The sequence below is a fragment of the Amycolatopsis sp. CB00013 genome (genome assembly GCF_001905755.1).
Lineage (GTDB): Bacteria > Actinomycetota > Actinomycetes > Mycobacteriales > Pseudonocardiaceae > Amycolatopsis > Amycolatopsis japonica.
The window spans coordinates 34,251-59,304 of sequence record NZ_LIWC01000001.1 but is presented as its reverse complement, the minus strand read 5'-3'; the positions used below and the strand labels follow the sequence as shown (position 1 = coordinate 59,304).

Sequence of the window (25,054 nt, the reverse complement as noted above, 5' to 3'; positions counted from 1 at the left end):
CGCTCGAGTGGGCCGGAAAACCAGGGTTTGCCCGCTCCGCCCCGAGGGAATCCGGGCCGCATGACGGAGTTGCCCGGAACGCGTTCATTGTGGCTCGACACGGCTCCCGCTCCCGATCGCACCGGCACGCCGTTGCCGCCGCAGGTCGACGTCGCGGTCCTCGGCGGCGGCATCGCCGGGCTCACCACGGCGTACCGGCTGGCGAGGGCCGGGCGTTCGGTCCTCGTGCTGGAGGCCGGACGTATCGCTGCGGGGGTGTCCGGCCACACCACCGCCAAGGTCAGCGCCCAGCACGGGCTGAAGTACGCCACGCTGGCCAAGACCAAGGGCACCGAAGCCGCCGCGATGTACGCGTACACGCAGGCGGCCGCCCTCGACTGGATCGCGGCGGCCACGGCCGAACTGGGCATCGACTGCGGGTTCACCCGCGCCGACAGCTTCGTTTACACGACCATGCCCGAGACCGTCGAAAGCCTCGAACGGGAGGCCGAAGCGGCCGCCGAGGCGGGTCTTCCGGCCACCTACGTCACCGAGGTCGACCTCGACGTGCCCGCCCTCGGCGCGGTCAAATTCGCGTCGCAGGCGCATTTCCACCCGCGCCGCTGGCTGCTCGCGCTGGCCGCCGAAATCGAACGCGCGGGCGGGACGATCGTCGAAGGGGTCCGCGCGGAAGGTCTCGACGAACTCGGCGGGACCAAGGTGCGCACGAGCTCGGGTGACGTGCGCGCCGGTGAGGTCGTGGTCGCGACCCATTACCCCGTGTTCGACCGCGGCCTGTTCTTCGCCCGGCTCGATCCGGTCCGCGATCTGGTGGTCGCCGGACCCGTCGCGGGAAATCACCCGCCCGAGGGAATGTATCTGGACGCCGACACCCACCACTCCGTCCGGAGCTACCTCAACGACGGTGTGCCGTACGCGGTCGTGGGCGGCGAGCATTACCGGGTCGGTGACTCCGTCGACGTCGAGAGCCGCTACGAGCGGCTGGCCACGTGGGCGCGCGAGCACGCCGGCGTGCACCGGGTCACCCACCGGTGGTCCGCGCACGATCTGTCCACTTTGGACTCCGTGCCGTATGTCGGGCGCTATCACCCGGCCAGCCGCCACCTCTGGGTCGCCACCGGCTTCGGCCAGTGGGGCATGACGGGCGGCACCGCGGCCGGGCTGCTGCTCGCGGATCTGCTGACAGGACGCGACAATCCGTCGGCGGGCCTGTACGACCCGAACCGCTTCGACCTCCGGTCGGCGATTTCGACCGTGGAGAACAACGCCACCGTGGCGAAATTCCTGGTGGGCGACCATCTCAGCGCGTTGCGCAAACCCGCTTCCCTCGACGAGCTCGTACCGGGCGAGGCGAAGGTGACCCGGGACGGCGGCGAACTTGTCGCCGCCTACCGCGATCCGGGTGGCGAGCTGCACGCCGTCGGCGCCCACTGCACCCATCTCGGCTGCCTCGTCGCGTTCAACAACGCGGAGAAGACCTGGGACTGCCCGTGCCACGGTTCGAGGTTCGGGCTGGACGGGTCGGTGATCCAGGGGCCGGCCGTGCGCGCGCTACCGAAGAAGCGGGAGCGGTGATGACCGGGATCGGTATCGAAGAAGAGTTCCTGCTGGTCGATCCCAGGACCGGGGTGAGCTGCCCCCGGGCCGAGGCGGTGCTCGAACGGCATCGGATCTGCTGTCCGCTGCCGGACGGCGCGGCGGTCCACCGGGAACTGCGGCCGACCCAGATCGAGGCCGCCACCGGCGTCTGCGACACGGCCGACGAGCTGTACGAGCACCTGACCGCGGGGCGCCGCACGCTCGCCGAGGCGGCCGCGGGCGAGGACTGCGCCATCATCGCCGCCGGCACTCCCCCGCGTCCCTCGCCCGACCGCGACCACGACGCCGTCGACCGGTTCGGCAAGGTCGACGCGCTGTACGCCGGGGTGGTCAAGGCCTACGAGGCCTGCGGATGCCACGTGCACGTCGGCGTGCCCGACCGGGAGACCGCGGTCGCCGTGGTGAACCATCTGGGTGAATGGCTGCCCACGCTGCTGGCGTTGTCGGGCAACTCGCCTTTCGAAGGCGGCCGCGACACCGGTTACGAGAGCTGGCGGATGGTGGAGCAGAGCCGGTTCCCCGGCTCGGGTATCGCCCCGTACTTCGTCGACGCCGCCGCTTACGAGGAACAGGTCGGGAAGCTGGTGGACTGCGGGGTCCTGGTGGACGAGAACCAGACCTTCTGGCTCGCGAGGCCGTCGGCGCGGTGGCCGACCGTCGAGGTCCGCGCCGCCGACACCGCGTCCACCGTGGACGAAGCCGTCTTGCAGGGACTGCTGACCCGGGCACTGGTGCGCACCGCCCTCGCCGACCTGGACCACGGCGTGGAGGCCGTGCCACTGGATCCCCAGATCGCCGCCGCGGCCGTGTGGTCGGCCGCACGTCACGGGCTTTCGGGCCCCGCCGTCGACCCGGTGGCGGGAAAGCCGGTCCCGGCGGGCGACCGGGTCGCCGCGCTGCTGTCGCGTACACGACAGGCGTTGGAGGACACGGGCGACGCGGACCTCGTCCGCACCCTGCTCGGCCGGCTGGAACGGGAGGGCACCGGCGCCGAACGGCAGCGCCGGGCCGCCGCCGACGGAGAGATCGCGGTGTTGCGGATGCTGACCGAAGAGACGGTTCCGCACGCCTAGATCGGGTACTCGCGCGACATGACGACGATCGACCGTGACGTGGCCGCGAGGCTGCCTGAAATCCGCGGCCCGCTTTCGGCGGCCGTGGTGGACACCCTGGCTGGCGGACGCCGAGACGATTTCGACCCCGACGTGGCGACCGGCGCCGACCCGTTCGGTGAAGACCTCCAGCTGGCGCTGCACGTCTGCTACGAACTCCACTACCAGGGCTTCGACGGCGTCGACTCGGAGTGGGAGTGGGACTCGCGCCTGCTCGCCTTCCGATCCGTTCTGGAGCACGTGTTCCTCGACGGCATCCGCGCCGCCGTGCCCGGCGGGGACGACGTCGGCGGGCTGCTGGACGAGTTGCTCGTCGAACCGGTCGAAGGCGGCGGCGTTTCCCACTTCCTGCGTGACGAGGGCGAATGGTGGCACGTCGAGGAGTACTTCGCGCAGCGGTCGATCTACCACTTGAAGGAGGCCGATCCCCACGCGTGGGTGATCCCGCGCCTGCGGGGCAGGGCCAAGGCCGCGCTGGTCGCCGTGGAGTTCGACGAGTTCGGCGGCGGGCGGGCCGATCAGGCGCATTCCCGGCTGTTCGGGGATCTGCTGACCGCCGCCGGCCTGTCGGACGGCTACCTCGCCTACCTCGATCACGTCCCCGCCTGCACGCTCGCGACGGTGAACATGATGTCGCTGTTCGGCCTGCACCGGGGCCTGCGTGGCGCGCTCGTCGGGCATTTCGCCGCCGCCGAGATCACCACCGCGCCCGCCGCCCGGCGCATGGACCAGGCGCTGGAACGTCTTGGCGCGGCACCGGAATGCCGTTACTTCTACACCGAGCACATCGAGGCCGACGCGGTGCACGAACAGGTGCTGCGGCACGACGTCGTCGGCGATCTGCTCGACCGCGAACCCGAACTCGCGGCGGACGTCGCGCTGGGCATCCAGGCCACCGACCTGCTGGAAACCCGGCTGACCGAGCACCTGCTCGGCGCTTGGTCAGCCGGGGAGACCTCACTCCTCAGGCCGCTGCATCCCCTGCCGTGACCGGCGGCGATGGCTCGTGTCGCAGAACGGGTAACGCTTGCTGCGGCGGCAGGCGCAGAGGGCGACCACGAAGCGATCCGAGGTCACCGTCTCGCCGTCGTCCGTGACGATCTCGACCGGCCCCTCCACCAGGAGGGGCCCGCCGGATTCGATCCGGACCCTGGTCCTACGGCCGGTCGGCACGGATCACCACCAGGTCCTCGTGACACTGCTCGGCCTCGATCAGGCCCGCCGCTTCGAGGAAGGCCGCCCGTGCCCGCATGACCGGTCCGAAGGGGATCGATCGGGTGGCGACCACCGACGGTGTCAACCCCGCCGCCCGCAACTGCGTCAACGACGTGTCGGGACCGGAGACCGCGGAGTGGACCATCATCAGGTAGCCGCCCGGCGCCACCAATTCGGCCGCCTGGGCACAGACCTGGTCGAGCACGATCCGGCCGTCCGGCCCCGCGTCCCACGCCCGCGCGGCCCCGGTGGCCGGCACCGGCGAGGGAACGTACGGCGGGTTCGCCAGCACGACGTCGAACGGGCCACCGCGAGCCGCCTCGGCCAAGCCGCCACGAAGCGGCCGGACCGGGAGGCCGCGTAGCCGCGCGTTGACCCACACCGCGGCCAGCGCCCGCCGGGAGATGTCCACGGCGGTCACCGATCTCGCGCCGTGCGCCGCGGCCGTCAGCGCGAGGGCGCCGGTGCCGGTGCAGAGATCGAGGACTCTCGCTTCGCGCGGCATTCCCGACGCGCTCAACGCGCTCGCCAGCAACCACGTGTCGTGTTGCGGGCGGTAGACCCCCGGCAGCCGCAGCAGCCATGGCCGCGCCGGGGCGAGTGGAATCGTTGCTGCCTGGGAGATCGCGGTCATGTCCCCTCCGGTTCGCCGTAGTTGCTCACGGCTACCCCGGTCGTATGGCGCGAAACGTCCACAATGGTCCGCACTCGCGTGATTCAAGCCGTAACTCACGTGATCAGCGGCGGAACACCGAGTGGAGCCTCCAGTCACGCGAGTTCCGTGCCTGATCACGCGAGTCACGCCTTCACCCATCACTAGAACGCGAGAAAGCGGGTAATCGCGAGGAAACCGAACGAAGGAGACCCTCATGGACACCGGACCCGCCAAGGGCGATTCCACCGGCAGCGAGAAGCTGGACCAGGAAGACCGCGAAGAGACCCGCGGCGAACAGGGCACGTCGTCCGGCGACCCGCACGACGACACCGACCCGCAGTCCGGTGAATGAGGCGCGCCGCCGAACGCGTTTCGCGGCCGCACCACGGGGTACCCGATCGGCTCGCGGCGAAACGGAGGCTTTCCGATGAACCTACGTACGACGGGCTTCCTTCTGCGACCGGTGGTGCTGGTCATCGCGCTGGTCCACCTCGTCCTGGGTGTGCTCGGCTTCTTCTTCCTCCCCGAGGCGAACGAGGTCGGCGAAAACACGCTCTGGATCTTCAGCGCGACGGGCATGCTCGACGTCATCCGCACCGTGATCGGCGTCGTCGGCCTGGTCGCCGTGGTCAAACCGTCCGCGATCCCGGCCTACAGCTGGCTGGTCTTCGTCGCGTTCACCGGTTTGACCGCTTTCGGTGCTCTCTCGGCGGGGACCGATTCCGCCGGCGACGCCGTCAACCTCAACTGGGCCGACAACGTCCTGCACGGGGTGACCGCCCTCGTGGCGCTCGTGGTGGGCGTCGCGTCCACTCGCGTTTCCCAGCGGAAGCAAAGTAAGACAACGGAAAACGTTTAGTCCGTCCACAACGGGCAACTTGGCGGGTATGACGAAATCGGCCCCGCTCCGGATTCTCCTGTGGCACGTGCACGGTTCCTGGACCGAGGCCTTCGTCCGAAGTGGCCACCACTGTTTCCTGCCGCTCCTCGACGAAGGCGGACCGTGGGGTCGCGGACTCAGCGGCCGTGACTGGCCCTCCGCCCAAGAGGTTCCCGTCGACGAACTGAAGGATCTCGACGTCAATGTCGTGATCCTTCAGCGGCCCGAGGAGATCCACTTGTCGGCGCGGTGGCTGCGCCGCCGCCCGGGCAAGGAAGTGCCCGCCGTCTACGTCGAGCACAACACGCCCCGGGAGCACGCCGCCACCACGCGGCATCCGCTGGCCGGGCGCGACGACATCCCGCTGGTCCACGTGACCCATTTCAACGAACTGATGTGGGACTCCGGCCTCGCGCCCACGGTGGTCGTGCCGCACGGGATCCCCGATCCCGGCGAGCGGTACACCGGGGAACTGCCCCACGGCGCGGCCCTGATCAACGAACCCGCGCGACGGGGACGGATCACCGGAACCGATCTGCTCCCCGCCTTCGCGGAGATCGCGCCGGTCGACGTGTACGGGATCGGCGCGGAAGAACTCGACGGACGACACCCCGCGTTACGTCCCGGCGGCGATCTGCGGAGCCGGGAGCTGTACGACGAAGTGGCCCGGCGCCGCGTCTACCTCCACACCGCGAGGTGGACGTCGCTGGGCCTTTCACTGCTCGAAGCGATGCATCTGGGCATGCCGGTCGTGGCACTGGCGACCACCGAAGCGGTACTCGCGGTCCCGCCGGACGCCGGCGCCGTCTCGACGGACGTCAAGGCGCTGGCGAAGGCGTACCGCGAGCTCATCCACGAACCCGATTTCGCCGTGCTGGCAGGAAAAACCGCGCGAGAGTTCGCGTTGAGCCACTACGGGCTCGACGCGTTCCTCAGCCGCTGGGACGCCCTGCTGGCCGAAGTGACCGCTTGATTCCGCCGCAGGCGGAGGGAAGGAGCCCGATGAGGATCGCGATGGTTTCCGAGCACGCGAGCCCGCTCGCCGCCATGGGCGGAGCCGACGCCGGGGGTCAGAACGTCCACGTCGCGGCGCTTTCCTCGGCGCTGAGCAGGCAGGGACACGACGTCACCGTCTACACGCGCCGCGACAACCGCCGTGTCGCCGCGGCCGTCGAGACGCCGGACGGCTACCGCGTCGTCCACGTTCCCGCGGGACCGGCCAAAAAACTGCCGAAGGACGAGCTGCTGCCATATATGGGCGAGTTCGGCCGGGTGCTGCGGTCCCGCTGGGCCAAGGACCGGCCCGACGTCGTCCACGCGCATTTCTGGATGTCCGGCCTGGCTTCGATTCTCGCGGCGAAGGACCTTGGAATCCCCGTGGCACAGACCTTTCACGCGCTGGGCGTGGTGAAACGCCGCTATCAGGGCGAGAACGACACGAGCCCGCCCGACCGGATCCGGCTCGAGCGGATGATCGCCAAACAGGCCGACCGCGTGATCGCGACCTGCTCGGACGAGGTCTTCGAACTCGTGCGGATGGGGCTGCCGCGATCGCGTGCTTCGGTAGTCCCGTGTGGTGTCGACCTGACCACGTTCACCCCGGATGGTGGCGTGGCAGGCCGGACGGCTCGACGCCGGATCGTCAGCGTCGGCAGGCTGGTCCCGCGCAAGGGTTTCGACCTCGCCATCGCCGCGCTGCCGTCGCTCCCGGACACGGAACTGGTCATCGTGGGCGGCCCGGACGCGGGGCCGCTCGACAAGGCGCCGGAGGTCCGGCGGTTGCGAGCGATCGCCAATCGGGCCGGCGTCGCCGACCGCGTACACCTGCCCGGGCTCGTATCGCGCGAGCAGATGCCCGCGCTCCTGCGTTCCGCCGACGCGGTGGTCTGCACGCCTTGGTACGAACCGTTCGGCATCGTGCCGCTGGAGGCGATGGCCTGCGGTGTCCCGGTCGTGGCGACGGCCGTCGGCGGGCTGACCGACACGGTCGTCGACGGGGTCACCGGGATGCTGGTCCCGCCGCGCAACCCCGGGGAGCTGGCGGCGGCGTTGCGGCGCCTCCTCGGTGACGCTTCGTTGTGCGAGTCGTTCGGGCTCGCCGGAGCCGATCGGGTGCGGGCCCGGTACTCGTGGGACAGGGTCGCTTCGGATTGCTTGCGCGCTTACGGACGCGTTCCGGCCGGGGAGACGGAAGTGGCGGCGGCCGCTTCACCTTCCTGAGGTCCAGTCGTTCCACAGCTGTGTCGCGAAAGCCACTTTCGGGACATCACATGTCGCGAAGGCGAACCAGCATTTGTGTACTTACGTCCGACCTGCGTGGGAGCGAGAGTCCGGTTGTCGTCGAGGGATGACGATGAAGGAGTTTGGACGTTGAGTGTCCCGATTCCTTCATCGTCGCGGTGGCCGTCCTGGTCTTGAACCCTTGATCGTGCCGGTCGCGCCCCGGGGTGGACGACCGAGTGGGGAAGATCCTGGACGTTGGACGGCTGGAATCTTCCCCACTCGCCCAAGACGACAGCCGGCATGAGCTTCACTGCCCCGCCTGCCTCACCAACGGGGTCGACCGTGGAGGATTCAGGACGCACAACGTCCCGAATCCTCCACACTCGGCCCCGGCCACACCAGCGGGTCAGCAAATACGGGTTCGCCAAAGTGGCTTTCGCGACATGTCTCGACCATGGGATGCGCCAAGGTCGACGCCAGGGCCGCCGCGAAAGGTTCCCTCGCCGCTTCAGCCAGCCCGCCCCTGTCTTCGCCGACGTTGCGAAAGCCACTTTCGCAACCTGCCTGACCTCCGAGAAGCGCCGGGCGTCACCCGACGTACCGGCGCGCGACCGAGTTCCGCTGCGATTCCTCCAGCAGGACCAGCCCCCGCTCGACCGCCGCCGGGACCACGGCCCGTTCCCGCACCACCCACGGAATCCCCCGTACCGCTTCCGCCACCGCCGCGAACGTCGCCCGATCGAGGGGCGCCGAACGCAGCACCGCGACCATCCGGCGCAGGACACTGCCGAGCGGTCGCCGCAGCCACAACGTCCACAGCGTGTTGCGGATGCCGAGTTGCCGGCGTCGTCGCGGATCGCGGACGGGCGAGGGAGCGTGATGGATCACCATCTCCTCGTCCCAGCACATCCACCAGCCCTTGCTCGCGAGGTCGAGGGCGAACAGCTCCTCCTCTCCCCCGAGCCACATCCGGTCGGAGAATCCGCCGACGTCGTGGAACGCGCGGACGCGGACGGCCGAAAGCCCCGCCATGACACCCAGCAGAGCGGGACCGGGCAGCCATTCCGGGCCGGGGACCGGTGAATGGCGCAGTTCCGGGGTGATCGGATCCTCCGTCAGGGACGGCTCCACCAGGCACCGGCCGGTCACCACGCCCAGCCCGGGAAACGCGTCGAGCCGGTCGGCGGCGCGGCGCAGGGATCCGGGCTGCCATCGGGTGTCGTCGTCGCAGAAGGCGACGTACGGCGTCTCCACTTCGCGGACGGCGAGATTGCGCGCGACGGCGCCGAGATTCCGCGGCGCGCGGATCAGCCGGATCGAGGGGAACCGCTCTTCGACGGCGTCCGCGGTGTCGTCGGTGGAAGCGTTGTCCACCACCACGATCGGCGCCGCGTCGGGGAGCGCGGTCATCGAGGCGAGCGTCTCCAGCAACTGCGCCCGGCGGTTGTGCGTGATCACCACGACCGTGATCCGGTCCTTCACTTCATCCTCCATGGGCGTGTTCCAGTACCCGGATCCGGCGTTCCACCGAAGCGGGCAGCCGTCGTCTGTCGGCGAGCGCCCACGGCAGGCGCCGCACCACCCCGGCGAGCGCGCCGAGTACGCGTGGTTCCCTCGGCGCCCTGGCCAGCGTGCGGAAAACCTCGGCGAGGCATCGGCGTACGGGCCGTCTCATCACCGTGATCAGCATGCGGTTGCGGAGTTCGGCACGCTCCCGCCAGGAAGACGACGGCCGCACCGAAGACGGATGATGATGCGCGCGCACCGCCTCCGCGTAGCAGAGCCACCATCCGCGCGCCGCCAGGTCGTAGGACAGCAAACGCTCCTCGGCACCGAAATGCAGCAGCGGATGGAAGCCCGCGGCCTGCAGATAGGCGGTCCGCCGGACGATCGCGGAACAGGCGAGGAACCCGAGCACGGCCGGTCCGGGAAGCCCCTCGGGCCTGCCGAGCGGGCTCGCGGCCATCATCGAGACGACCGGATCCTCCCGTTCTTCCTCGCCCACCAGCGTTTTCGCGGCCACCAAACCGACGTCGTCGTGGGTGTCGAGGATCCGTTCCGCCTCGGCGAGCGCACCTTCGGCCCACCAGGAATCGTCGTCACTGAAGGCGACGTACGGCGTCCGAGCCACCGCGACCCCGAGATTCCGCGCCGCCACCCCGATGTTGCGCGGCAACCGGACCACCCGCACCCCGGGGAACGCCGCCGCCCTGGCCGCCGTGCCGTCGGACGAACCGTTGTCCACCACCACGATCGGCGGAGGCGGCCGCAACGCGGTCAGCTCTCGCAACGTCCGTTCCAGTTCCGGTGCCCGATCGCGGGTGGCGATCACCACCGTCGTCGAGGCGGCGCTCATCGCACCGGCCTGGTCTTGAGTGCCTTCACCATGTCCCGCATGAGCCCGTTGTCGGCAGGCAATGCCCGAAGCGCGGCCACCGCACGGCCCTGCACCGAAGAACACCAGCGCCACCAGGAGTCGAGCACGTCCCGATCCCCCGCTTCTTCGGCCGGGACGAGCGCGGGCCAGCCGAGCGCGTCGGCTTGGGCGCTGACCTTGCCGCCGCCCGCGACCGGGTCGATGGCCAGTGCCGGCACCCCGGCCTGAAGGCTCAGCGCCAGGCCGTGCAGCCGCGTCGTGACCACGACATCCAGATGCGACAGGATCGAGGTGAACTGATCCGGCGTCTCGCAGCGTTCCCAATCCGACGACGCCAGCCGCGTGTCGAGCGGCACCCGGGCGCAGTCCACTCCGGCGATCCAGTCCCGCACCGACGCGTGCACCTCCGCGTGGCGACCGGACTCGCCGTACTCCCGTTGCGGCGGTGCCAGGATCACGCCGGTCACCAGTACCTGGTCGGTCGGCACACCGAGGGAGAGGTCCGGCGTGCCGACCTTCCCCTGATCTCGAGGGAAAACCTGGTCGAAGCCCGTGACCGTGTCGTCCTCCGGGTCGATCACCGACACCCCGACCGCGATCCGGCGGCAATGGGCGAAGCGCCGGTGCACCTCCCGGATCTGCCATCCGTGCGCCGGCCCGCAGACGAAGACCACGTGGCTGTACCGGGCCGGATCCACCTCTTCGTAGTTGACGTCCCCGGGCCGGTAGACCGGGCTCCACGCCAGATCGTGCTCCATCCCCATGGTGGACAACGCCTCGTCGACCCTGCGCATGCTGAGCACGTCTCCCGCGGTGGCCTCGCCGTGGCGGAAGCTGGCCCAGCCGATAACCAATGCACGCATATCGGAGACTTACCCGGCTTGTCCGCGTTCACACGGTTTTTTCCGGGCCCGCACCGGGTAGCCCGTCGCCATGGACAGAGCGCTGGTGACCGGGGGCGCGGGTTTCGTCGGTTCGCATCTGTGCGAACGTTTGCTGGAGGCGGGAACGGAGGTCGTCGCGGCCGACAATTTCGCGACCGCCGCCACGGTCAACGTGGCGCATCTGCTCGACCGTCCGGGGTTCCGGCTCCTCTCCCGTGACGTCACCGGGCCGATGACCGCGCCGGGCCCGTTCGACGTCGTCTTTCACCTGGCGTCCGCCGCCTCGCCGCGTGACTACCTCCGCCTTCCGCTGGAGACGCTGCGCGCGGGCTCGTACGGCACCGAACGGGCGCTGGACATCGCCGAACGCGACGGCGCCCGCTTCGTCCTCGCGTCGACGAGCGAGGTCTACGGCGATCCGCGAGAGCATCCGCAGCGCGAAGAATACTGGGGACACGTGAACCCGATCGGCCCGCGTAGCGTCTACGACGAAGCCAAGCGGTACGCCGAAGCGCTCACCTCGGCCATGCGCCGGGAGCGGGACGTGAACACCGGCATAGCGCGGATCTTCAACACGTACGGTCCTCGGATGCGTCCCGACGACGGCCGCATGATCCCGACGTTCATCGGGCAGGCGCTCGCGGGCGCGCCGCTCACCGTGACCGGCACCGGCGGCCAGACCCGTTCGCTCTGTTACGTCGACGACACCGTCCGCGGCCTGATCGCGCTGGCCGCTTCCGACGTGCCCGGCCCGGTGAACCTCGGCAACCCGCACGAACTCACCGTGCTACGGATCGCGGAGGAGATCCTGGCCGTCACCGGCAGCGCGTCCCGGATCGAATACGTCGACGCCGCCGTCGACGATCCGGCCCGCCGGTGCCCGGACATCTCCCGCGCCCGCCGTGAACTCGGCTGGGAGCCGGAGATCGTTCTGGCGGAAGGCCTTCCACGCACCGTCGCCTGGTTCACGCGGCAGAGGTCGGGCCCGTTCCCGGCCGTCGGCGCGTGACCCCGTGAGTGGCGTCTCGGGATACTCGCCGCGGCACGATCGTGTGTGGAGGCCGGCTGCTCGGCGCGCCGGGTGCTGACGATGTAGGAATCAGGACGTTGACCAAGGTCTAGCCGAGTGGGGAGGATTTGGGACGTTGAACGTCTCAAATCCTCCCCACTCGCCGACACCGGACCGCCGCGAACTCGGCTGGGAGCCGGAGATCGTTCTGGCGGAAGGACTTCCACGCACCGTCGGCGCGTGACTGGATGGCCGACACGCGTGATCAAACGGACGACACACGTGTCCAGGCGGACGGCTCGGCGCAGGTTCCGGGTCAGGCGTGTGTCGTCCGTCCAGTCACGTGTGTCGTCCCTCTGATCACGCGCGTCGTCTCACCCATTTCCCCCGACAGACGCTTCGCTCAGTAGCGACGTCCTGGGCTTTTGCGCCGCATCGTTTATCCCCGAACGCACCGGGTAGCGCTACGGGAGTAAGCGCGGGTCACGGCCCGCGGCCCCGACCGGAGAGGTGGCCCGGTGCGCATACTCGGTGTCAACGCCGTCTTCCACGACCCGGCCGCCGCCCTGGTCGTCGATGGCGAAATCGTGGCGGCGGCGGAGGAAGAACGGTTCAGCCGCCGCAAACACGGCAAACGACCGGTGCCGTTCTCCGCTTGGGAACAGCCCGTCGAGGCCGCCGCGTGGTGCCTGGCCGAGGCCGGGATCTCCGCTCAGGATCTCGACGCCGTCGGCTATTCCTACGATCCGGCGCTCGTGGAGCCGGGCATGGCGGGGCACGACGGGAAGAACGAATGCCTCCGCACCGACTTCGCCCGCCGGGCTCCCGCGTTCCTCAAGGCGGCCTTGCCCGGGCTGGATCCCGCGACCGTCCGCTTCGTCCGGCACCACGTCGCGCACGCCGCCTCGGCCGCGCTCGCCGCGCCGTTCGACGACTGCGCGGTGCTGGTCGCCGACGGCCGTGGCGAGAGCACGTCATATCTCGCGGGCGAGTATCGCGACGGCAAGTTCGAGGAACTCGCCGAGCAACGGCTGCCCCATTCCCTCGGGCTGATGTACGAGGATCTGACCGAGCACCTCGGTTTCGCCCGGTCCAGTGACGAGTACAAGGTGATGGCCCTCGCCTCCTACGGCAAACCCCGCTTCCTCGACCGGATCGCGGAAAGCGTGCACACCAACGGGATGGGGTTCCGCACCGACGAGATCGACTGGGCGTCGTTCGCTCCCGCCGTCGAGCCCGGCCAGGAACCGGGGCAGGTGCACGCCGACCTGACCGCGAGCGTGCAGCGGTGCCTGGAGGACGTCCTTCTCGACCTGACGACCAAGCTCCACGAGCACACCGGGCACGGCGACCTCGCGCTGGCGGGCGGGATCGCGCTCAACTGCGTCGCCAACACCCGGCTCCACGCCGAGGGACCGTTCGACCGGATCTGGGTCCAGCCCGCCGCCGGTGACGCCGGCACCGCGCTCGGCGCGGCCTTGGAGCTCGCCGCGGAGTTCGGCGATCGCGGCGGTCCGATGACCGGCGCGGATCTCGGCCGCGGCTGGACCGACGACCAGCTGGAGAACGCGCTCAAGACCGCGAACGTGCGCTACGAGCGGCCGGACGACGTCGCCGAGACCGTCGCCGAAGCGCTGGCCGAAAACCGGATCGTGGCCTGGTTCCAGGGCCGGTCCGAGTTCGGCCCGCGCGCGCTCGGCCATCGCTCGCTGCTCGCGCATCCCGGGCACGAGACCAATCTGGAACGGCTGAACGACGTCAAGGGCCGCGAACAGTTCCGTCCGGTCGCCCCGATGGTCCTCGCCGACCGTGCGGGCGAGATCTTCTCCCGCGGCCCGCTTCCCAGTCCCTACATGCTCTTCGTGCACGACGTCGCTCCACAATGGAGGGACAAGATCCCGGCCGTCACCCATGTCGACGGAACGGCCAGGGTACAGACGGTCGACGCGGACGACGAGCCGCTCGTGGCCCGGATGCTCGGCGCGTTCGAACGCCGCACCGGCGTCCCCGCCGTGGTCAACACCAGTCTCAACACCGCGGGCAGGCCGATGGTCGATTCCCCCAGGGACGCCTTGGAGTGCTTCGGTTCGGCCCCCATCGACCTGCTCGCCCTCGGACCGTTCGTGGTCCGCCGTCCCTGACCTTTGGAGGAGTGTCGTGATCGAAGAACACTTCGCGGCTTTGAGCGAGGCCGCCGGGAAGTCCGCTTCCTGGTCGCCGAAGATCCGTGGCTGGGGTGACCAGCTGGCCGCCGTGCTGTCCTCCGGCGGACGGCTGCTCGCGTGCGGCAACGGCGGGAGCGCCGCCGAAGCGCAGCATCTCACCGGTGAGCTGGTCGGCAGGTTCCGCAACGATCGGCAGCCGTTCTCCGCGATCGCCCTGCACGCGGACACCTCGGCCGTGACGGCGATCGTCAACGACTACGGCGAGCACGACGTGTTCGCCCGGCAAGTGCGGGCGCACGGCCGCCCCGGCGACATCCTCGTCTGCCTTTCCACTAGCGGGGGCAGCCAGAACGTCGTCGCGGCGGCGAAGGCCGCCCACGAACTCGGCGTCACCACCTGGGCGATCACCGGCCCCTCCCCCAATCCGCTCGCCGCGCTGTGCTCCGACGCGATCCCGGTGGAGGCACCGTCGATGGCGACCGTGCAGGAGGTCCACCTCGCACTGGTGCACGCCCTGTGCACCGCGCTGGACGACGCGCTCGGGGTGCCCACGTGAGGCCGCTGGTCGTCCTGGGCGACGCCTTGCTGGACGTAGACGTCGACGGCACGTCGGACCGGCTCTGCCCGGACGCGCCCGTCCCGGTGGTCGACCTGGTCCGGGAATGGCGGCGGCCGGGCGGCGCCGGGCTGGCCGCGCTGCTCGCGGCCCGGTCCACCGCCGAGGTCGTGCTGGTCACTCCGCTGGGTGACGATCAGGCGGGACGGGCCCTGATCGGGCTGCTGGAGCACGAAGTCCGCGTGGTGCCGATGCCGCTGGACGGCACCACCGTCACCAAGAAGCGGGTGCGCGTCGCGGGGCAGTCCCTGGTCCGGCTCGACAGCGGTGACGGCAGGGCCGAGTTCTCGCCGCTCACCTCCGACGTCCGGGCGGCGCTGCGGTCGGCGGGCGCGATCCTCGTCGCCGACTACGGCCGCGGCGTGACCGGTCATCCGGAGATCCGCGCGCTGCTCGCCGAACTGGCGGGCACGATCCCCGTCGTCTGGGATCCGCATCCCCGCGGGAGCGAGCCCGTCGCGGGAGTCCGCCTGGCCACCCCGAATCTCGCCGAAGCCGAACAGCTCACCGAGACCCGCGCCGACGCCGGAGAGCTGGCGAAGCGGGTGCACGCACTGTGGAAGGCCGACGCGGTCGGCGTCACCACGGGCGCGCACGGCGCGGTGCTGGCCGAGGGCGGGCAGTGCACGACGTTCCGGCCGCCGTCGGGAGTCGTCGCCAAGGACACTTGCGGCGCAGGTGATCGCTTCGCGTCCGCGGTCACCGCGGCGTTGCTCGACGGTGCGGCCACCGCCGACGCCGTCGCGGCCGGCGTCGAGACGGCGGCCCGGTTCGTCGCGACCGGCGGCGCCGCCACGCTGTCCACAGTGGACAACTCGCCCGAACCGGAAGCCCACCACCACGGCACTTCGGCGTTCGACTTCGCGACACGGGTCCGCGCACGAGGCGGCAGGCTCGTGGCAACGGGTGGTTGTTTCGATCTGCTGCACCCCGGCCACGCCGCCCTGCTGCGACAGGCGCGTTCCCTCGGCGACGCCCTTGTCGTGTGTCTCAACTCCGATGCCTCGGTGCGCGGCCTGAAAGGGCCGGGCAGGCCGATCGTGACCGCCCGCGACCGCGCCCGACTGCTCACCGAACTCGCTTCGGTCGACGCCGTTGTGGTGTTCGACGAACCCGATCCGGCCGCCGTGCTGGACCGCCTGCGCCCGGACGTCTGGGTCAAGGGCGGCGACTACGCCGACACCGAACTCCCCGAAAGCGCCGTGGTGCGTAGGCACGGCGGCGAAATCGTCCTGATCCCGACCATCCGCGGCTATTCCACCTCCCGGCTGGTAGCCGCGGCGGAAGGAGCATGATGCGCCCTCTCGGCAACGTCCTGATCACCGGCGGCGCCTCCGGCCTCGGTGCCGCGACCGTCGAAGCCGTCCGCGAGGCGGGCGGCACCCCTCTCGTCGTCGATCGCGCGGAACCGGCGGGCGACGTCGCGTTCGTCCGGGCCGACCTCGCCGATTCCGCCGCGGCCGCGCGCGCCGTGGACGAACTCGCCGAACGGGCGGGCGGGATCGACGGCGTCTTCACCGCGGCGGGCACCGATGCGTGCGGTCCGCTCGACGAAGTGTCCACAGAGGACTGGGAACGCGTGATCCGGGTCAACCTGCTCGGCACCGCAGCGGTCGTCCGTGCGGCGCTGCCCCATCTGCGGCTGAGCCACGGCACGGTGGTGACCTGCGCGTCGACCCTGGGCCTGCGGGTCGCCGGGGACGCGAGTGCCTACTGCGCGTCGAAATTCGGCGTCGTCGGCTTCACCAGGGCACTCGCCATGGAGCTCGCGGGGCGGGTCGGGGTGACGCTGCTCGTCCCCGGCGGCATGCACACGGCGTTCTTCGACGACCGAGCCGAGCAGTACAAGCCGCCGCCGGACGCGAAGCTCAACCAGCCCGAGCACGTCGCCGCCTCGGTGGTCTTCGCCCTCTCCCAGCCGCCCGGCTGCGAAGTCCGCGAACTCGTGGTGTGCGCTTCGGAAGAGGGGTCCTGGCCGTGACCGGTGGCATCCTTGTGCTGCGCGCCCTCGGCCTGGGAGACCTGCTCACCGCGGCCCCCGCCCTGCGGGCCCTGCGCCGCGCCTTCGACGACGAACGGCTCGTCCTCGCCGCGCCGGAGAACCTGCGCGATCTCGTCGAGCTGATCGACGCCGTGGACGAACTGCTCCCGACGGCCGGGCTCGGCGAACTGTCCTGGCCCGGCGAGCCGCCGCGGCTGGCGGTGAACCTGCACGGCCGCGGCCCGGAGAGCATCCACGACCTGCTCGCCCAGGATCCGCTGGAGCTGATCACCCACCGGCATCCGGACTTCCCCGGCGTCGACGGCCCCGACTGGCCCGCGGAGGCGCACGAAGTCGACCGCTGGTGCCGTCTGCTCGAAGCCGCGCGTATCCCGGCCGACCGGAGCGACCTCGCCCTGCCCCCGCCGCCCGGCCCCAGCCCGGCTGCGGACGCCGTGGTGATCCACCCCGGTGCCGCCTTCGCCGCCCGGCGCTGGCCGCCGGACCGGTACGCGCGGGTGGCGCGGGAGCTCTCCGCCCGGCATCGGGTGGTCGTCACGGGAAGCGCGCCGGAAGCGCCTCTCGTCCGCGCGATCGTCGAGGAGGCCGGGCTTCCCGGCGACGCGGCTCTCGTGGGCGGTGGCCTCGCCGAGCTGGCCGCGACCGTGGCCGAAGCACGGTTGATGATCTGCGGTGACACCGGTGTCGGCCACCTCGCCACCGCGTACGGGACGCCGTCGGTGCTGCTGTTCGGGCCGACCCCACCGCGCCTCTGGGGCCCGCCCGCCGGAGACCGGCGGCATACGGTCCTCTGGGTGGGGGACGTCGGCGACCCGCACGGTGGCGCCCCGGATCCGGGTCTGCTGCTGTTGCGCGAGGAACGCGTCCTCACCGCGGCCGAGGATCTGCTCCGGACGGGAGCCTCCCGTGGTTGAGCGGGTGGGGGTGATCGGCGCCGGATACGTCGGGCTCACCAGCGCGGCATGCTTCACTCATCTGGGCCACCAGGTGGTCTGCGTCGACAACGATTTGTCCAAAGTGGACGAGCTGAACCGGGGCGAGGTCACCATCGCCGAACCAGGGCTCACGGAACTGGTCCGCGACGGGCTGGGCTGCGGACGGCTCCGCTTCACCGGCGCGCCGGAAGAACTGTCCGATGTGGACTTCGTACTGCTCTGCCTGCCCACGCCGAAAGGGGAGAACGGCGACGCCGACGTCCGGTTGCTGGACGAGGTCGTGGCCACGCTGCCCGGACTGCTGGCGCCCGGCTGCGTCGTCGTCACCAAGTCGACCGTGCCGGTCGGCACCGGGGCCCGGCTGACGGAATCGCTCGGACCGGATCTGCCCGTGGTGAGCAATCCCGAATTCCTCCGCGAGGGGCACGCCGTCGAAGACTTCTTGCAGCCCGACCGGGTCGTCCTCGGCTCGGTCCCCGGGAACAGGACGGCCGCGGAGCGCGTCGCCGCCTTGTACGGGGAGACGAACGCACCGGTGTGGTTCACCGATCCGGCGAGCGCCGAGCTCGCGAAGTACGCCAGCAACGCGTTCCTGGCGCTGAAAGTGTCCTATGTGAACGTCCTCGCCGAACTCTGCGAGCACTACGGCGCCGACATCCGCGACGTCGGGCGGCTCATGGGGCTCGATTCGCGGATCGGGCCAGCCTTCCTCGTCCCCGGCCCCGGCTGGGGCGGCTCGTGCCTGCCCAAGGACACCGCCGCGCTGCTGCGGACCGCCGAACACGCGGGGGTGGACTTCGGCATCCTCCGTGACGCCATGAAGGCCAACACCCGTCAGCGGGCGGCCGTGGTGCGGAAGATCCGCCGCGCGATCACCGGGGTTTCGGACGGCTCGCTCTCGGGCATCCGTATCGGGTTGCTCGGACTGGCGTTCAAGGCGGGAACCGGGGATCTGCGCGATTCCCCCGCGCTCGCGGTCGCGCGGGAGCTCGCCAGGAGCGGCGCGGTGCTGACCGCGTACGACCCCGGCGTCGAAGCCGTCGAACCGGACACCGTCCAGGTCGTCGACGACCCGTACCTGGTGGCGAAGGACGCGGCGGCGCTGGTCGTGCTCACCGAGTGGCCCGAGTTCCGCGAACTCGACTGGGACCGGCTCGCCGCCGCCACCGAACGCGCCGTCGTCGTCGACGCCAGGAACCTCCTGGACCCGGCGACCGTCGGCGAAGCGGGCTTCGTCCACACGGGACTCGGCACCGATCCGAACAGGAGGACAGGATGACCCAGCCGTTGAAGGCCCTCGCACTGGTGTGCTCGCTCAAACCGTCGCCCGCCCCGTCGAGCAGTGCGCTGATCGCGCAGCAGCTCCTGGACGAACTGGCCGGGCACGGCGCCACCGGCGAACTCGTGCGCGTGGTCGACCACGACGTCAAACCGGGCGTGGAGGGCGACATGGGTGACGGCGACGCCTGGCCGGAGATCCGCCGCAAGATCGCCGCCGCCGACATCCTGCTGATCTCGACGCCGACCTGGGTCGGCCACATGTCCAGCGTGGCGCAACGAGTGCTGGAACGGCTCGACGCCGAACTGTCCGAAACGGACGACGAGGGCAGGCCCGCGATGTTCGGCAAGGTCGGCGTCACCGCCGTCGTCGGCAACGAGGACGGCGCGCACAAGATCACCGCCGATCTCTTCCAGGCCCTCAACGACATCGGATTCACCGTGCCCGCACAGGGCGGGACCTACTGGAACGGTGAGGCGATGAAGGGCGGGGACTACAACGACCTCGACGAAACGCCCGATGCGGTCGAATCGACCAACGCGACCCTGGCGCGCAACGCGATCCACCTGGCGAACCTGCTGCGCGAGCGCCAGTACCCCGCGTCCTGACCCCGAGGTGTAACCGCCGGGCGGGCCGGGTACCCGTTTTCCGTGATCGTCAAAACGCTGGCGTTCGGCGCGTGCCTGCTGCTCGCCGGTTGCGCGGGAGCGAGCGGGCAAGAGCCGGCGCGAGAGGCAGCCGGGCGGTTCCTCGGCGCGCTCGCGTCGGGTGACCACCGCTCGGCGTGCGCGCTGCTCGCGCCCCGGGCGAGGGAATCCTGGGCACCGGAAAGCTGCGAGCGCGGCCTGTCCGGTGCGAACGTCCCGGACGGCACACCGGAGACGGTCTCGATCTGGAGCGAAGAAGCCCAGGTGAAGACCGCCCGCGACACGCTCTTCCTGCACGAGTCGTCCACCGGATGGGTGATCACGGGAGCGGGCTGCCGCCACCGCAACGAACAGGTCTACGACTGCGCCGTGGGTGGCCCATGAAAGCGCGTCCGGTGTTCACCGTTTACCTCGTCTTCGTCGTGGCCGTCCTCGGCTATTGCGTCCTGCTGGGCCTGCTGCACCGGTGAAGGGGGCGGATGATGCGGCGCTTTCTTCGTGACAACGCCCTTTCGCTGGGCTTCGGGCTGCTGTTCCTGCTGAGTCTCGCGGGACAGGCGTTCTCCGGGCTCGCGGACTACAACGACGGGCGGCTCAGCCACGCCGCCGAGCCGGTCGGCCTGCTCGACTACCTGGCGTCCGCGGACTTCGCCGTCGACGTCGCCGAAAACTGGCAATCGGAATACCTGCAGTTCTTCCTTTACGTCTTCGCGACCGTGTGGCTGCTGCAACGAGGCTCCCCCGAATCGAAACCGGCCGGCCGGGAAGGGCTGGAAACGGACGAGGAACAGCAGGTCGGACGCCACGCGACGGCCGATTCACCGAAATGGGTGAGGGCGGGCGGCTGGCGCACGGGAATCTTCTCGATGTCACTCGGACTGGTGATGCTAGGGCTGTTCCTGCTGTCCTGGCTCGCCCAGTCCGTGGCCGGGATGAGCGCCTACAACGCCGAACAGCTCACCGAATTCGGTGATCCGGTGTCGTGGTTCGGCTATCTGGCGTCCTCGGATTTCTGGAATCGCACACTGCAGAACTGGCAGTCGGAATTCCTCGCCATCGGCTCGATGGCGGTGTTCAGCGTGTACCTGCGCCAGCGCGGCTCCCCGGAATCCAAACCCGTCGGCGCGCCGCACCGGGCCACCGACGAATCCGGGTGATTGAACCGCGGGAAACGGGTATCCGCCCGGCGTCGGACTGACGACCACGGACAGGAGTGTCCATGACCACCACCACGGAACACGACCTCGTCACGGTGATCACGGAAGATCACCGTGCCTTCGAACGGATCTTCAAGGAACTGGAGTCCGGCAAGGGCGGCGATCGGCATCGCAAGGACCTCGCGGACCACCTGATCGCCGAACTCGTGCGGCATTCGATCGCCGAAGAACAGCACATGTACCCCGCCGCGCGGAAGCACCTCCCCGACGGCGATGAGGTCGCCGACCACGAGATCGAGGAGCACGCCGAAGCCGAACGGGTGATGAACGACCTCATCGGCCTGGAACCGACGGACAAACGGTTCGACGAACTGGCCGGCAAGCTGATCGAGGACGTCCGGCACCACATCGAAGAAGAGGAAGGCGACCTGCTGCCCAAGCTCCAGGCCGCCTGTTCGCCGGAAGATCTGCGGGAGCTGGGCGAGAAGGTGTTGCGGGCCAAGGAGATCGCGCCGACCAGGCCGCACCCCGCCGCTCCGGACCGGCCGCCGGCGAACCGGATCCTGGCGCCGGGGACGGCGTTCATCGACAAGATCCGGGACGCGCTGACGGACCGCTCGACCTGACCCTTCGCCGGGCGCTCACGCGTTGGTCACTCACGCGTCGGTCAAGTCCGTGAAGGGCCTCCTTGAGGGACTCTGGGTCCCTCAAGGAGGCCTTCACGGACTTCGAGCCTGGTGAATGCGTCGGGGCCGCTCGCCAAGAGGTTGCGAAAGCCACTTTCGCAACGCTGAAGGTTGCGAAAGTGGCTTTCGCAACCTTGGCGAGGGGCATCGCTGCTCCAGCCACGAGGCCCAACGCGTGAAGGCCTCTTCCCTCGGGTGAGCCGAGGGAAGAGGCCTTCACGCGGACCGCGCTGGTGGGGTTGGGCATCGAACTCGGCTCCGTCACCAAACGCATGTCGCGAAAGCCACTTTCGCGACGTTAGATGTCCCGAAAGTGGCTTTCGCGACACGGACGCTGGCGGCGAGACCTCAAAGTTCAGCAGGCGCATCCCGCACGGAAGACTCCGGCAATTCCCCGGTGAGCGCGAAATCCACCCGCCGCGCCACCGACACCACCTGGTCCGCGAACCGCTCGTAGAACCGCGCCAGCAGCGCCACCGAGATCGCGGACGCGACGCCGTCGGCCCAGTCCGGCTCGGTCACCAGGGTCATCAGCTCCTCGTACAGCGCGTCGACCCGCTCGTCGGACCGGGCCAGCGAGTGGAACACCTCCGCCGTCGAGCCTTCGATCGCGGCGCCGAGGTCTTCCGCCATCGAGCCGACGAGTCCGGCCATCTCACCGAAATGGCCGGTGAGCGCGTCAGGGACAGCGAACTCCGGCGCTCGCAGGGCCTGGTCGGCGATGTGCTGGGCGAGGTCGCCCATCCGCTCCAGCCGGTCGGCGCAGTACACCGCCGCGAGTACGGTCCGCAGGTCGCCTGCCACCGGCGCCTGCAGGGCGAGCAGCTTCTGCGCGGACTCCTCGCATCGGGTCCGTGCCGCGTTCAGTCTCGCCTCGACCGTCGCCAGTTCGGCGGCGGCTTCGACGTCCCGGTCGAGAAAGACCCGGTTCGCCAGGTGCAGTTCTTCGCAGGCCATGCCGCACATACTCGACAGGAGCTCGCCGAGAACGCTCAGCTGACCGTGGAATCGTTCCCTCATGTGAGCACTTTCGCAGGTTCGAGGACATACGTCGCGTACGCCGCGCGGATCACCGGTTGGGCGACGTTGCGGACCGGGACCCCGCCGGGGCTGACGCCTTGTTCGCTGCCGTAGTGCGCGTGCCCGTGCACGGCGAGGGCCACCTGGGCGTCGTCGATCGGCTCGCACAGCAGGTACGACCCCAAAAACGGGTGGATCTCCGGCGGTTCGCCGTGCAGGGTGCCGGGAATCGGCGAGTAGTGGGTCAGCGCGACGGTCACGTCGGGTTGCTCGTGTTCGAGGCCTTCCAGCGCGGTGCGCAACCGTTTGGCCGCCGCCATGGTGTGCTCGACGAAATCCTTCATCTCGCGTTCGCCGAACCGGCTCGCGCATTTGCCCGCGAACCCGCCGCCGAAGCCCTTGACCCCGGCGACGCCGAGCTTCCCGCCCTCAAGGTCCACTGTGGTCGCCGAACCCTCGAGGACGGTCATCCCGCTTTCCTCCAGCAGCCCGCTGACCGCCTCTGCCTCGTCCGAGTGATAGTCGTGGTTGCCCAGCACCGCTATCACCGGGACGGCGAGCCCGGCGAACTCGTCGGCCACCACCCTGGCCTCGTCGACGCTGCCGTGCCGGGTGAGGTCGCCCGCGAGCAGCAGCACGTCGGCGTGTTCGGCGATGTTGTCCAGTGCCGGCCGCAGCAGGCCTCGGTTGTCCTCCCCGAGGTGGACGTCCCCGACCGCGGCGACCCGGATCACCGGATCTCCTCGGCGTGCGACGGCTCCCGGACGTCTGCCAGCCGGACGTCGTTGTGCACCAGCTCGGCCGCGATGTGTTCGCAGACGACCGCCTCGATGTCGGTCTTGCGGTTGGCGCACGGGACCTCGCCGCTGAGCCGGACCTGGTCGCCGCGCACGGTGACGTGCACGCCGAGTTCGGCGGTCCTCGGGTCTTCCGCCAGCGCCTTGGTCAGCCTGGCGACCAGGTACTGGGGCGCTTCCTCGGGCATCGGAAGCTCCTTTCCGTCGATGATGGACAGGGCCGCGAGCAGGGTCAGGAACGCCCACGCGTACGGCGATTCGGCGGTCTCTTCGGCCACCCGGTGCCAGTCGACCTGCTCGCGGAGGTCGCGCGCGATCCGCAGCAGCGGCGCGAAATCGCACCGGTGCGGGCTGAGCACGAGGATCTTGTCGACGAGCAGGTCGGTCCCGTTGAGCACGGGGGCGGCGGTCGCCCCGACCCGCATCAGCGAGGCGCGATCGAGCATCTCGTCGGTGACCGGCCGATGGTTGGGCCGGAAGATCAGGTCGACGAGGCAGTCGCCGTCGTAGACCTTGGTGAGCCAGTCCTCCGGCGGGTGCTCCCGTCTCAGCCCCGCCGCTTCCAGTGCCTCCGCCGCCACCTCGATGTCCTCCTCCTTGAGGAAGAGGTCGACGTCGTGATCGGACGGCGGCCCGCCCCGCGCGTAGACGGCGAGGCCGCCCGCGACGGCGAACCGCACAGCGGTCTGGTCCAAAGTGGACACCACCCTGGTCAGCGTGTGCAGCAGTTCCTTCTCGTTCACGGTCGCTCCCCCACCCCGGTGGCCAGTTCGTGTGCCCTGCCGACGTCCGGTTTCAACGGTTCGGTCGGGAATCCCTCGCCTTCCCGCAGTCCTTTGAGGAAGGCTTCGATGGCGTCCTCCGACGAGTATCGCGGCGTCCAGCCCAGCTCTCCCCTGGCGCGCGTGCAGTCCATCACCGGCAGATGCAGGACGGCGTCGAAAAGCCCCGGCGTCGCCGGGATCAGGTGCAAAGACCAGGCCGCGGCCAGCGCTCGACGGACGAACGGTGCCGGGACCTTCACCGGTTTGGCGCCGAAGATCCGCGCCAGCGCGCGGGTGTCCAGCACCGGATCGGCGGCGATGTTGAAGGCTCCCTTGACATCCTGCAGCGCGCAGCGGCGATAGGCGTCGGCCACGTCCTCGGTGTGCGCGGTCTGGATCCGTAGTTGCGGGATGTCGGGGAGCACCGGGATCAGCGACGGGCGCACGAGCTTGCCCGGGACGAACGGGCCGCCGAAGAGCCGTCGCTGCTCGGGCGCCGCGGACTTCTGGAAGAGGAACCCCGGCCGCACCCGGACCACCCTCAGCCGCGGATGACTCCGGTCGAACGCTTCGAGAACCCTTTCCACATAAGCCTTTTCACGGGTGTACGCCGCTTTCGGCGACCCGTGCGTCGGCCATTCCTCGGTCACCGGATGGTCGTCGTCCCTCGGCGAGTAAGCCCCGATCGACGACGCGTACACCAGCGACGGCACTCGCATGGCCTGCACGGTTTCGAACACCCGGATCGAACCCAGCACATTGGAGCGCCAGGTGATCTCGGGCCGGTGGGTGGGCTGGAAGAGCCAGGCCAGGTGGATCACCACGTCGGCGCCGTCGAACACGGCACGGAGGTCGTCGCGGGCGACGTCCGCGGTGACGAACTCGGTCTTCGGGCTCTCCCATCGGCTCGGGCGCCTCGCCACGCCGACGATCGAGCCGACCTCGGGGTCCGCGCCCAGCGCGCGGACCACCGCCGTCCCGACATTGCCGGTGGCGCCGGTCACGACGATCCGCTTACCGCTCATGGGTACG

The 25,054-nt window shown here is 70.1% G+C and carries 27 protein-coding genes; 18 read left to right on the top strand and 9 right to left on the bottom strand.

All coding sequences use genetic code 11. From position 1 onward, the window contains the following. Positions 1 to 60: 60 nt before the first annotated feature. Genes AMK34_RS00285 through AMK34_RS00275 form a run of 3 tightly spaced genes read left to right on the top strand, consistent with a single transcriptional unit; the run spans position 61 to position 3,701 of the window. Positions 61 to 1,575: an FAD-dependent oxidoreductase gene (locus AMK34_RS00285; protein WP_073842238.1), complete on the top strand. Its 1,515-nt coding sequence runs from the start codon at positions 61 to 63 to the stop codon at positions 1,573 to 1,575. Then, positions 1,575 to 2,672, top strand: a complete 1,098-nt coding sequence (locus tag AMK34_RS00280; protein ID WP_038515162.1) for a carboxylate-amine ligase — start codon at positions 1,575 to 1,577, stop codon at positions 2,670 to 2,672. Before AMK34_RS00285 ends, AMK34_RS00280 begins: the two co-directional genes overlap by 1 nt. Before the next feature lie 18 nt (positions 2,673 to 2,690). Next, positions 2,691 to 3,701, top strand: a complete 1,011-nt coding sequence (locus AMK34_RS00275) for an iron-containing redox enzyme family protein (RefSeq protein ID WP_038515164.1) — start codon at positions 2,691 to 2,693, stop codon at positions 3,699 to 3,701. Here AMK34_RS00275 and AMK34_RS00270 read toward each other — a convergent pair. Both AMK34_RS00270 and AMK34_RS00265 read right to left on the bottom strand, forming a co-directional pair. After that, on the bottom strand, positions 3,669 to 3,884 hold the full coding sequence (locus AMK34_RS00270; RefSeq protein WP_038515167.1) for a CDGSH iron-sulfur domain-containing protein: 216 nt from the start codon (positions 3,882 to 3,884) through the stop codon (positions 3,669 to 3,671). The genes AMK34_RS00275 and AMK34_RS00270 overlap by 33 nt on opposite strands. Further along, positions 3,868 to 4,560, bottom strand: a complete 693-nt coding sequence (locus AMK34_RS00265) for a HemK2/MTQ2 family protein methyltransferase (protein ID WP_073842237.1) — start codon at positions 4,558 to 4,560, stop codon at positions 3,868 to 3,870. Before AMK34_RS00265 ends, AMK34_RS00270 begins: the two co-directional genes overlap by 17 nt. Before the next feature lie 235 nt (positions 4,561 to 4,795). Between AMK34_RS00265 and AMK34_RS43080 the strand changes: the two genes are divergently transcribed. From AMK34_RS43080 to AMK34_RS00250, 4 genes are all read left to right on the top strand, one after another. Next, on the top strand, positions 4,796 to 4,933 hold the full coding sequence (locus AMK34_RS43080; protein WP_198941610.1) for a hypothetical protein: 138 nt from the start codon (positions 4,796 to 4,798) through the stop codon (positions 4,931 to 4,933). A 75-nt stretch (positions 4,934 to 5,008) separates the two neighbouring features. Next, entirely contained in the window at positions 5,009 to 5,440 is a 432-nt protein-coding gene (locus tag AMK34_RS00260; RefSeq protein WP_073842236.1) for a DUF4383 domain-containing protein, read from the top strand. Positions 5,441 to 5,468: 28 nt separating this feature from the next. Continuing rightward, entirely contained in the window at positions 5,469 to 6,434 is a 966-nt protein-coding gene (locus AMK34_RS00255) for a glycosyltransferase (RefSeq protein ID WP_073844451.1), read from the top strand. Positions 6,435 to 6,463: 29 nt separating this feature from the next. Next, positions 6,464 to 7,681, top strand: coding sequence for a glycosyltransferase (locus AMK34_RS00250; protein WP_073842235.1), 1,218 nt, complete (start codon positions 6,464 to 6,466; stop codon positions 7,679 to 7,681). Between the two features lie 591 nt (positions 7,682 to 8,272). On the opposite strand, the gene AMK34_RS00245 is transcribed toward AMK34_RS00250, so the two are convergent. The 3 genes from AMK34_RS00245 to AMK34_RS00235 are packed head-to-tail and all read right to left on the bottom strand — an operon-like array spanning position 8,273 to position 10,924. Then, positions 8,273 to 9,178 carry a glycosyltransferase family 2 protein gene (locus AMK34_RS00245; protein WP_073842234.1) on the bottom strand — a complete coding sequence of 302 codons (906 nt, stop codon included), beginning with the start codon at positions 9,176 to 9,178 and terminating at the stop codon, positions 8,273 to 8,275. After that, positions 9,168 to 10,040 (bottom strand): glycosyltransferase family 2 protein, encoded by an 873-nt coding sequence (locus tag AMK34_RS00240; protein ID WP_073842233.1) that lies wholly within the window; start codon positions 10,038 to 10,040, stop codon positions 9,168 to 9,170. Before AMK34_RS00240 ends, AMK34_RS00245 begins: the two co-directional genes overlap by 11 nt. Beyond that, on the bottom strand, positions 10,037 to 10,924 hold the full coding sequence (locus tag AMK34_RS00235; protein ID WP_073842232.1) for a polysaccharide pyruvyl transferase family protein: 888 nt from the start codon (positions 10,922 to 10,924) through the stop codon (positions 10,037 to 10,039). Before AMK34_RS00235 ends, AMK34_RS00240 begins: the two co-directional genes overlap by 4 nt. Before the next feature lie 70 nt (positions 10,925 to 10,994). Between AMK34_RS00235 and AMK34_RS00230 the strand changes: the two genes are divergently transcribed. The 11 genes from AMK34_RS00230 to AMK34_RS00180 all read left to right on the top strand — a co-directional run bounded on the left by AMK34_RS00230 (position 10,995) and on the right by AMK34_RS00180 (position 21,381). Continuing rightward, a complete protein-coding gene (locus AMK34_RS00230) occupies positions 10,995 to 11,954 on the top strand; it encodes an NAD-dependent epimerase/dehydratase family protein (RefSeq protein ID WP_073842231.1) in 960 nt (319 codons plus the stop codon). A 518-nt stretch (positions 11,955 to 12,472) separates the two neighbouring features. Further along, positions 12,473 to 14,095 (top strand): carbamoyltransferase family protein, encoded by a 1,623-nt coding sequence (locus AMK34_RS00225; protein WP_073842230.1) that lies wholly within the window; start codon positions 12,473 to 12,475, stop codon positions 14,093 to 14,095. A gap of 16 nt (positions 14,096 to 14,111) precedes the next feature. Further along, positions 14,112 to 14,675 (top strand): D-sedoheptulose-7-phosphate isomerase, encoded by a 564-nt coding sequence (locus tag AMK34_RS00220; RefSeq protein WP_073842229.1) that lies wholly within the window; start codon positions 14,112 to 14,114, stop codon positions 14,673 to 14,675. Beyond that, positions 14,672 to 16,030, top strand: a complete 1,359-nt coding sequence (locus AMK34_RS00215; protein ID WP_073842228.1) for a PfkB family carbohydrate kinase — start codon at positions 14,672 to 14,674, stop codon at positions 16,028 to 16,030. Before AMK34_RS00220 ends, AMK34_RS00215 begins: the two co-directional genes overlap by 4 nt. Continuing rightward, positions 16,030 to 16,716 carry an SDR family oxidoreductase gene (locus AMK34_RS00210; protein WP_073842227.1) on the top strand — a complete coding sequence of 229 codons (687 nt, stop codon included), beginning with the start codon at positions 16,030 to 16,032 and terminating at the stop codon, positions 16,714 to 16,716. The genes AMK34_RS00215 and AMK34_RS00210 overlap by 1 nt, the downstream gene beginning before the upstream one ends. Continuing rightward, on the top strand, positions 16,713 to 17,651 hold the full coding sequence (locus tag AMK34_RS00205; protein WP_443111195.1) for a glycosyltransferase family 9 protein: 939 nt from the start codon (positions 16,713 to 16,715) through the stop codon (positions 17,649 to 17,651). Before AMK34_RS00210 ends, AMK34_RS00205 begins: the two co-directional genes overlap by 4 nt. Then, positions 17,644 to 18,951: a UDP-glucose dehydrogenase family protein gene (locus AMK34_RS00200; protein WP_073842226.1), complete on the top strand. Its 1,308-nt coding sequence runs from the start codon at positions 17,644 to 17,646 to the stop codon at positions 18,949 to 18,951. Before AMK34_RS00205 ends, AMK34_RS00200 begins: the two co-directional genes overlap by 8 nt. Further along, complete coding sequence (locus AMK34_RS00195; protein ID WP_038515191.1) at positions 18,948 to 19,559, top strand: flavodoxin family protein; 612 nt, start codon at positions 18,948 to 18,950, stop codon at positions 19,557 to 19,559. The genes AMK34_RS00200 and AMK34_RS00195 overlap by 4 nt, the downstream gene beginning before the upstream one ends. A 42-nt stretch (positions 19,560 to 19,601) precedes the next feature. Continuing rightward, the gene (locus AMK34_RS00190) at positions 19,602 to 19,982 is read left to right on the top strand and encodes a hypothetical protein (protein WP_051972569.1); all 381 of its coding nucleotides are present in this window, start codon (positions 19,602 to 19,604) and stop codon (positions 19,980 to 19,982) included. A gap of 98 nt (positions 19,983 to 20,080) precedes the next feature. Next, on the top strand, positions 20,081 to 20,755 hold the full coding sequence (locus AMK34_RS00185; RefSeq protein WP_073844448.1) for a DUF6766 family protein: 675 nt from the start codon (positions 20,081 to 20,083) through the stop codon (positions 20,753 to 20,755). A gap of 62 nt (positions 20,756 to 20,817) precedes the next feature. Beyond that, positions 20,818 to 21,381 (top strand): hemerythrin domain-containing protein, encoded by a 564-nt coding sequence (locus AMK34_RS00180; RefSeq protein ID WP_073842225.1) that lies wholly within the window; start codon positions 20,818 to 20,820, stop codon positions 21,379 to 21,381. A gap of 408 nt (positions 21,382 to 21,789) precedes the next feature. Here the strand turns inward: AMK34_RS00180 and AMK34_RS00175 are convergent, their stop codons facing one another. Genes AMK34_RS00175 through AMK34_RS00160 form a run of 4 tightly spaced genes read right to left on the bottom strand, consistent with a single transcriptional unit; the run spans position 21,790 to position 25,047 of the window. Beyond that, positions 21,790 to 22,461 (bottom strand): phosphate signaling complex PhoU family protein, encoded by a 672-nt coding sequence (locus AMK34_RS00175; protein ID WP_073842224.1) that lies wholly within the window; start codon positions 22,459 to 22,461, stop codon positions 21,790 to 21,792. Continuing rightward, the gene (locus AMK34_RS00170; RefSeq protein WP_198941609.1) at positions 22,458 to 23,195 is read right to left on the bottom strand and encodes a metallophosphoesterase family protein; all 738 of its coding nucleotides are present in this window, start codon (positions 23,193 to 23,195) and stop codon (positions 22,458 to 22,460) included. The genes AMK34_RS00175 and AMK34_RS00170 overlap by 4 nt, the downstream gene beginning before the upstream one ends. Next, positions 23,192 to 24,001 (bottom strand): nucleotidyltransferase, encoded by an 810-nt coding sequence (locus AMK34_RS00165; protein ID WP_038515196.1) that lies wholly within the window; start codon positions 23,999 to 24,001, stop codon positions 23,192 to 23,194. Before AMK34_RS00165 ends, AMK34_RS00170 begins: the two co-directional genes overlap by 4 nt. Further along, the gene (locus AMK34_RS00160; protein ID WP_073842223.1) at positions 23,998 to 25,047 is read right to left on the bottom strand and encodes an NAD-dependent epimerase/dehydratase family protein; all 1,050 of its coding nucleotides are present in this window, start codon (positions 25,045 to 25,047) and stop codon (positions 23,998 to 24,000) included. The genes AMK34_RS00165 and AMK34_RS00160 overlap by 4 nt, the downstream gene beginning before the upstream one ends. Between the last annotated feature and the right edge of the window lie 7 nt (positions 25,048 to 25,054).

Bases quoted from the DNA above. Each gene is read 5' to 3' on its own strand.
- AMK34_RS00280 (WP_038515162.1), top strand. From the start codon at position 1,575: ATGACCGGGATCGGTATCGAAGAAGAGTTCCTGCTGGTCGATCCCAGG.
- AMK34_RS00240 (WP_073842233.1), bottom strand. From the start codon at position 10,040: ATGAGCGCCGCCTCGACGACGGTGGTGATCGCCACCCGCGATCGGGCA.
- AMK34_RS00265 (WP_073842237.1), bottom strand. From the start codon at position 4,560: ATGACCGCGATCTCCCAGGCAGCAACGATTCCACTCGCCCCGGCGCGG.
- AMK34_RS00260 (WP_073842236.1), top strand. From the start codon at position 5,009: ATGAACCTACGTACGACGGGCTTCCTTCTGCGACCGGTGGTGCTGGTC.
- AMK34_RS43080 (WP_198941610.1), top strand. From the start codon at position 4,796: ATGGACACCGGACCCGCCAAGGGCGATTCCACCGGCAGCGAGAAGCTG.
- AMK34_RS00210 (WP_073842227.1), top strand. From the start codon at position 16,030: ATGCGCCCTCTCGGCAACGTCCTGATCACCGGCGGCGCCTCCGGCCTC.
- AMK34_RS00185 (WP_073844448.1), top strand. From the start codon at position 20,081: ATGCGGCGCTTTCTTCGTGACAACGCCCTTTCGCTGGGCTTCGGGCTG.
- AMK34_RS00175 (WP_073842224.1), bottom strand. From the start codon at position 22,461: ATGAGGGAACGATTCCACGGTCAGCTGAGCGTTCTCGGCGAGCTCCTG.
- AMK34_RS00180 (WP_073842225.1), top strand. From the start codon at position 20,818: ATGACCACCACCACGGAACACGACCTCGTCACGGTGATCACGGAAGAT.
- AMK34_RS00245 (WP_073842234.1), bottom strand. From the start codon at position 9,178: ATGGAGGATGAAGTGAAGGACCGGATCACGGTCGTGGTGATCACGCAC.
- AMK34_RS00250 (WP_073842235.1), top strand. From the start codon at position 6,464: ATGAGGATCGCGATGGTTTCCGAGCACGCGAGCCCGCTCGCCGCCATG.
- AMK34_RS00160 (WP_073842223.1), bottom strand. From the start codon at position 25,047: ATGAGCGGTAAGCGGATCGTCGTGACCGGCGCCACCGGCAATGTCGGG.
- AMK34_RS00230 (WP_073842231.1), top strand. From the start codon at position 10,995: ATGGACAGAGCGCTGGTGACCGGGGGCGCGGGTTTCGTCGGTTCGCAT.
- AMK34_RS00275 (WP_038515164.1), top strand. From the start codon at position 2,691: ATGACGACGATCGACCGTGACGTGGCCGCGAGGCTGCCTGAAATCCGC.
- AMK34_RS00195 (WP_038515191.1), top strand. From the start codon at position 18,948: ATGACCCAGCCGTTGAAGGCCCTCGCACTGGTGTGCTCGCTCAAACCG.
- AMK34_RS00235 (WP_073842232.1), bottom strand. From the start codon at position 10,924: ATGCGTGCATTGGTTATCGGCTGGGCCAGCTTCCGCCACGGCGAGGCC.
- AMK34_RS00255 (WP_073844451.1), top strand. From the start codon at position 5,469: ATGACGAAATCGGCCCCGCTCCGGATTCTCCTGTGGCACGTGCACGGT.
- AMK34_RS00285 (WP_073842238.1), top strand. From the start codon at position 61: ATGACGGAGTTGCCCGGAACGCGTTCATTGTGGCTCGACACGGCTCCC.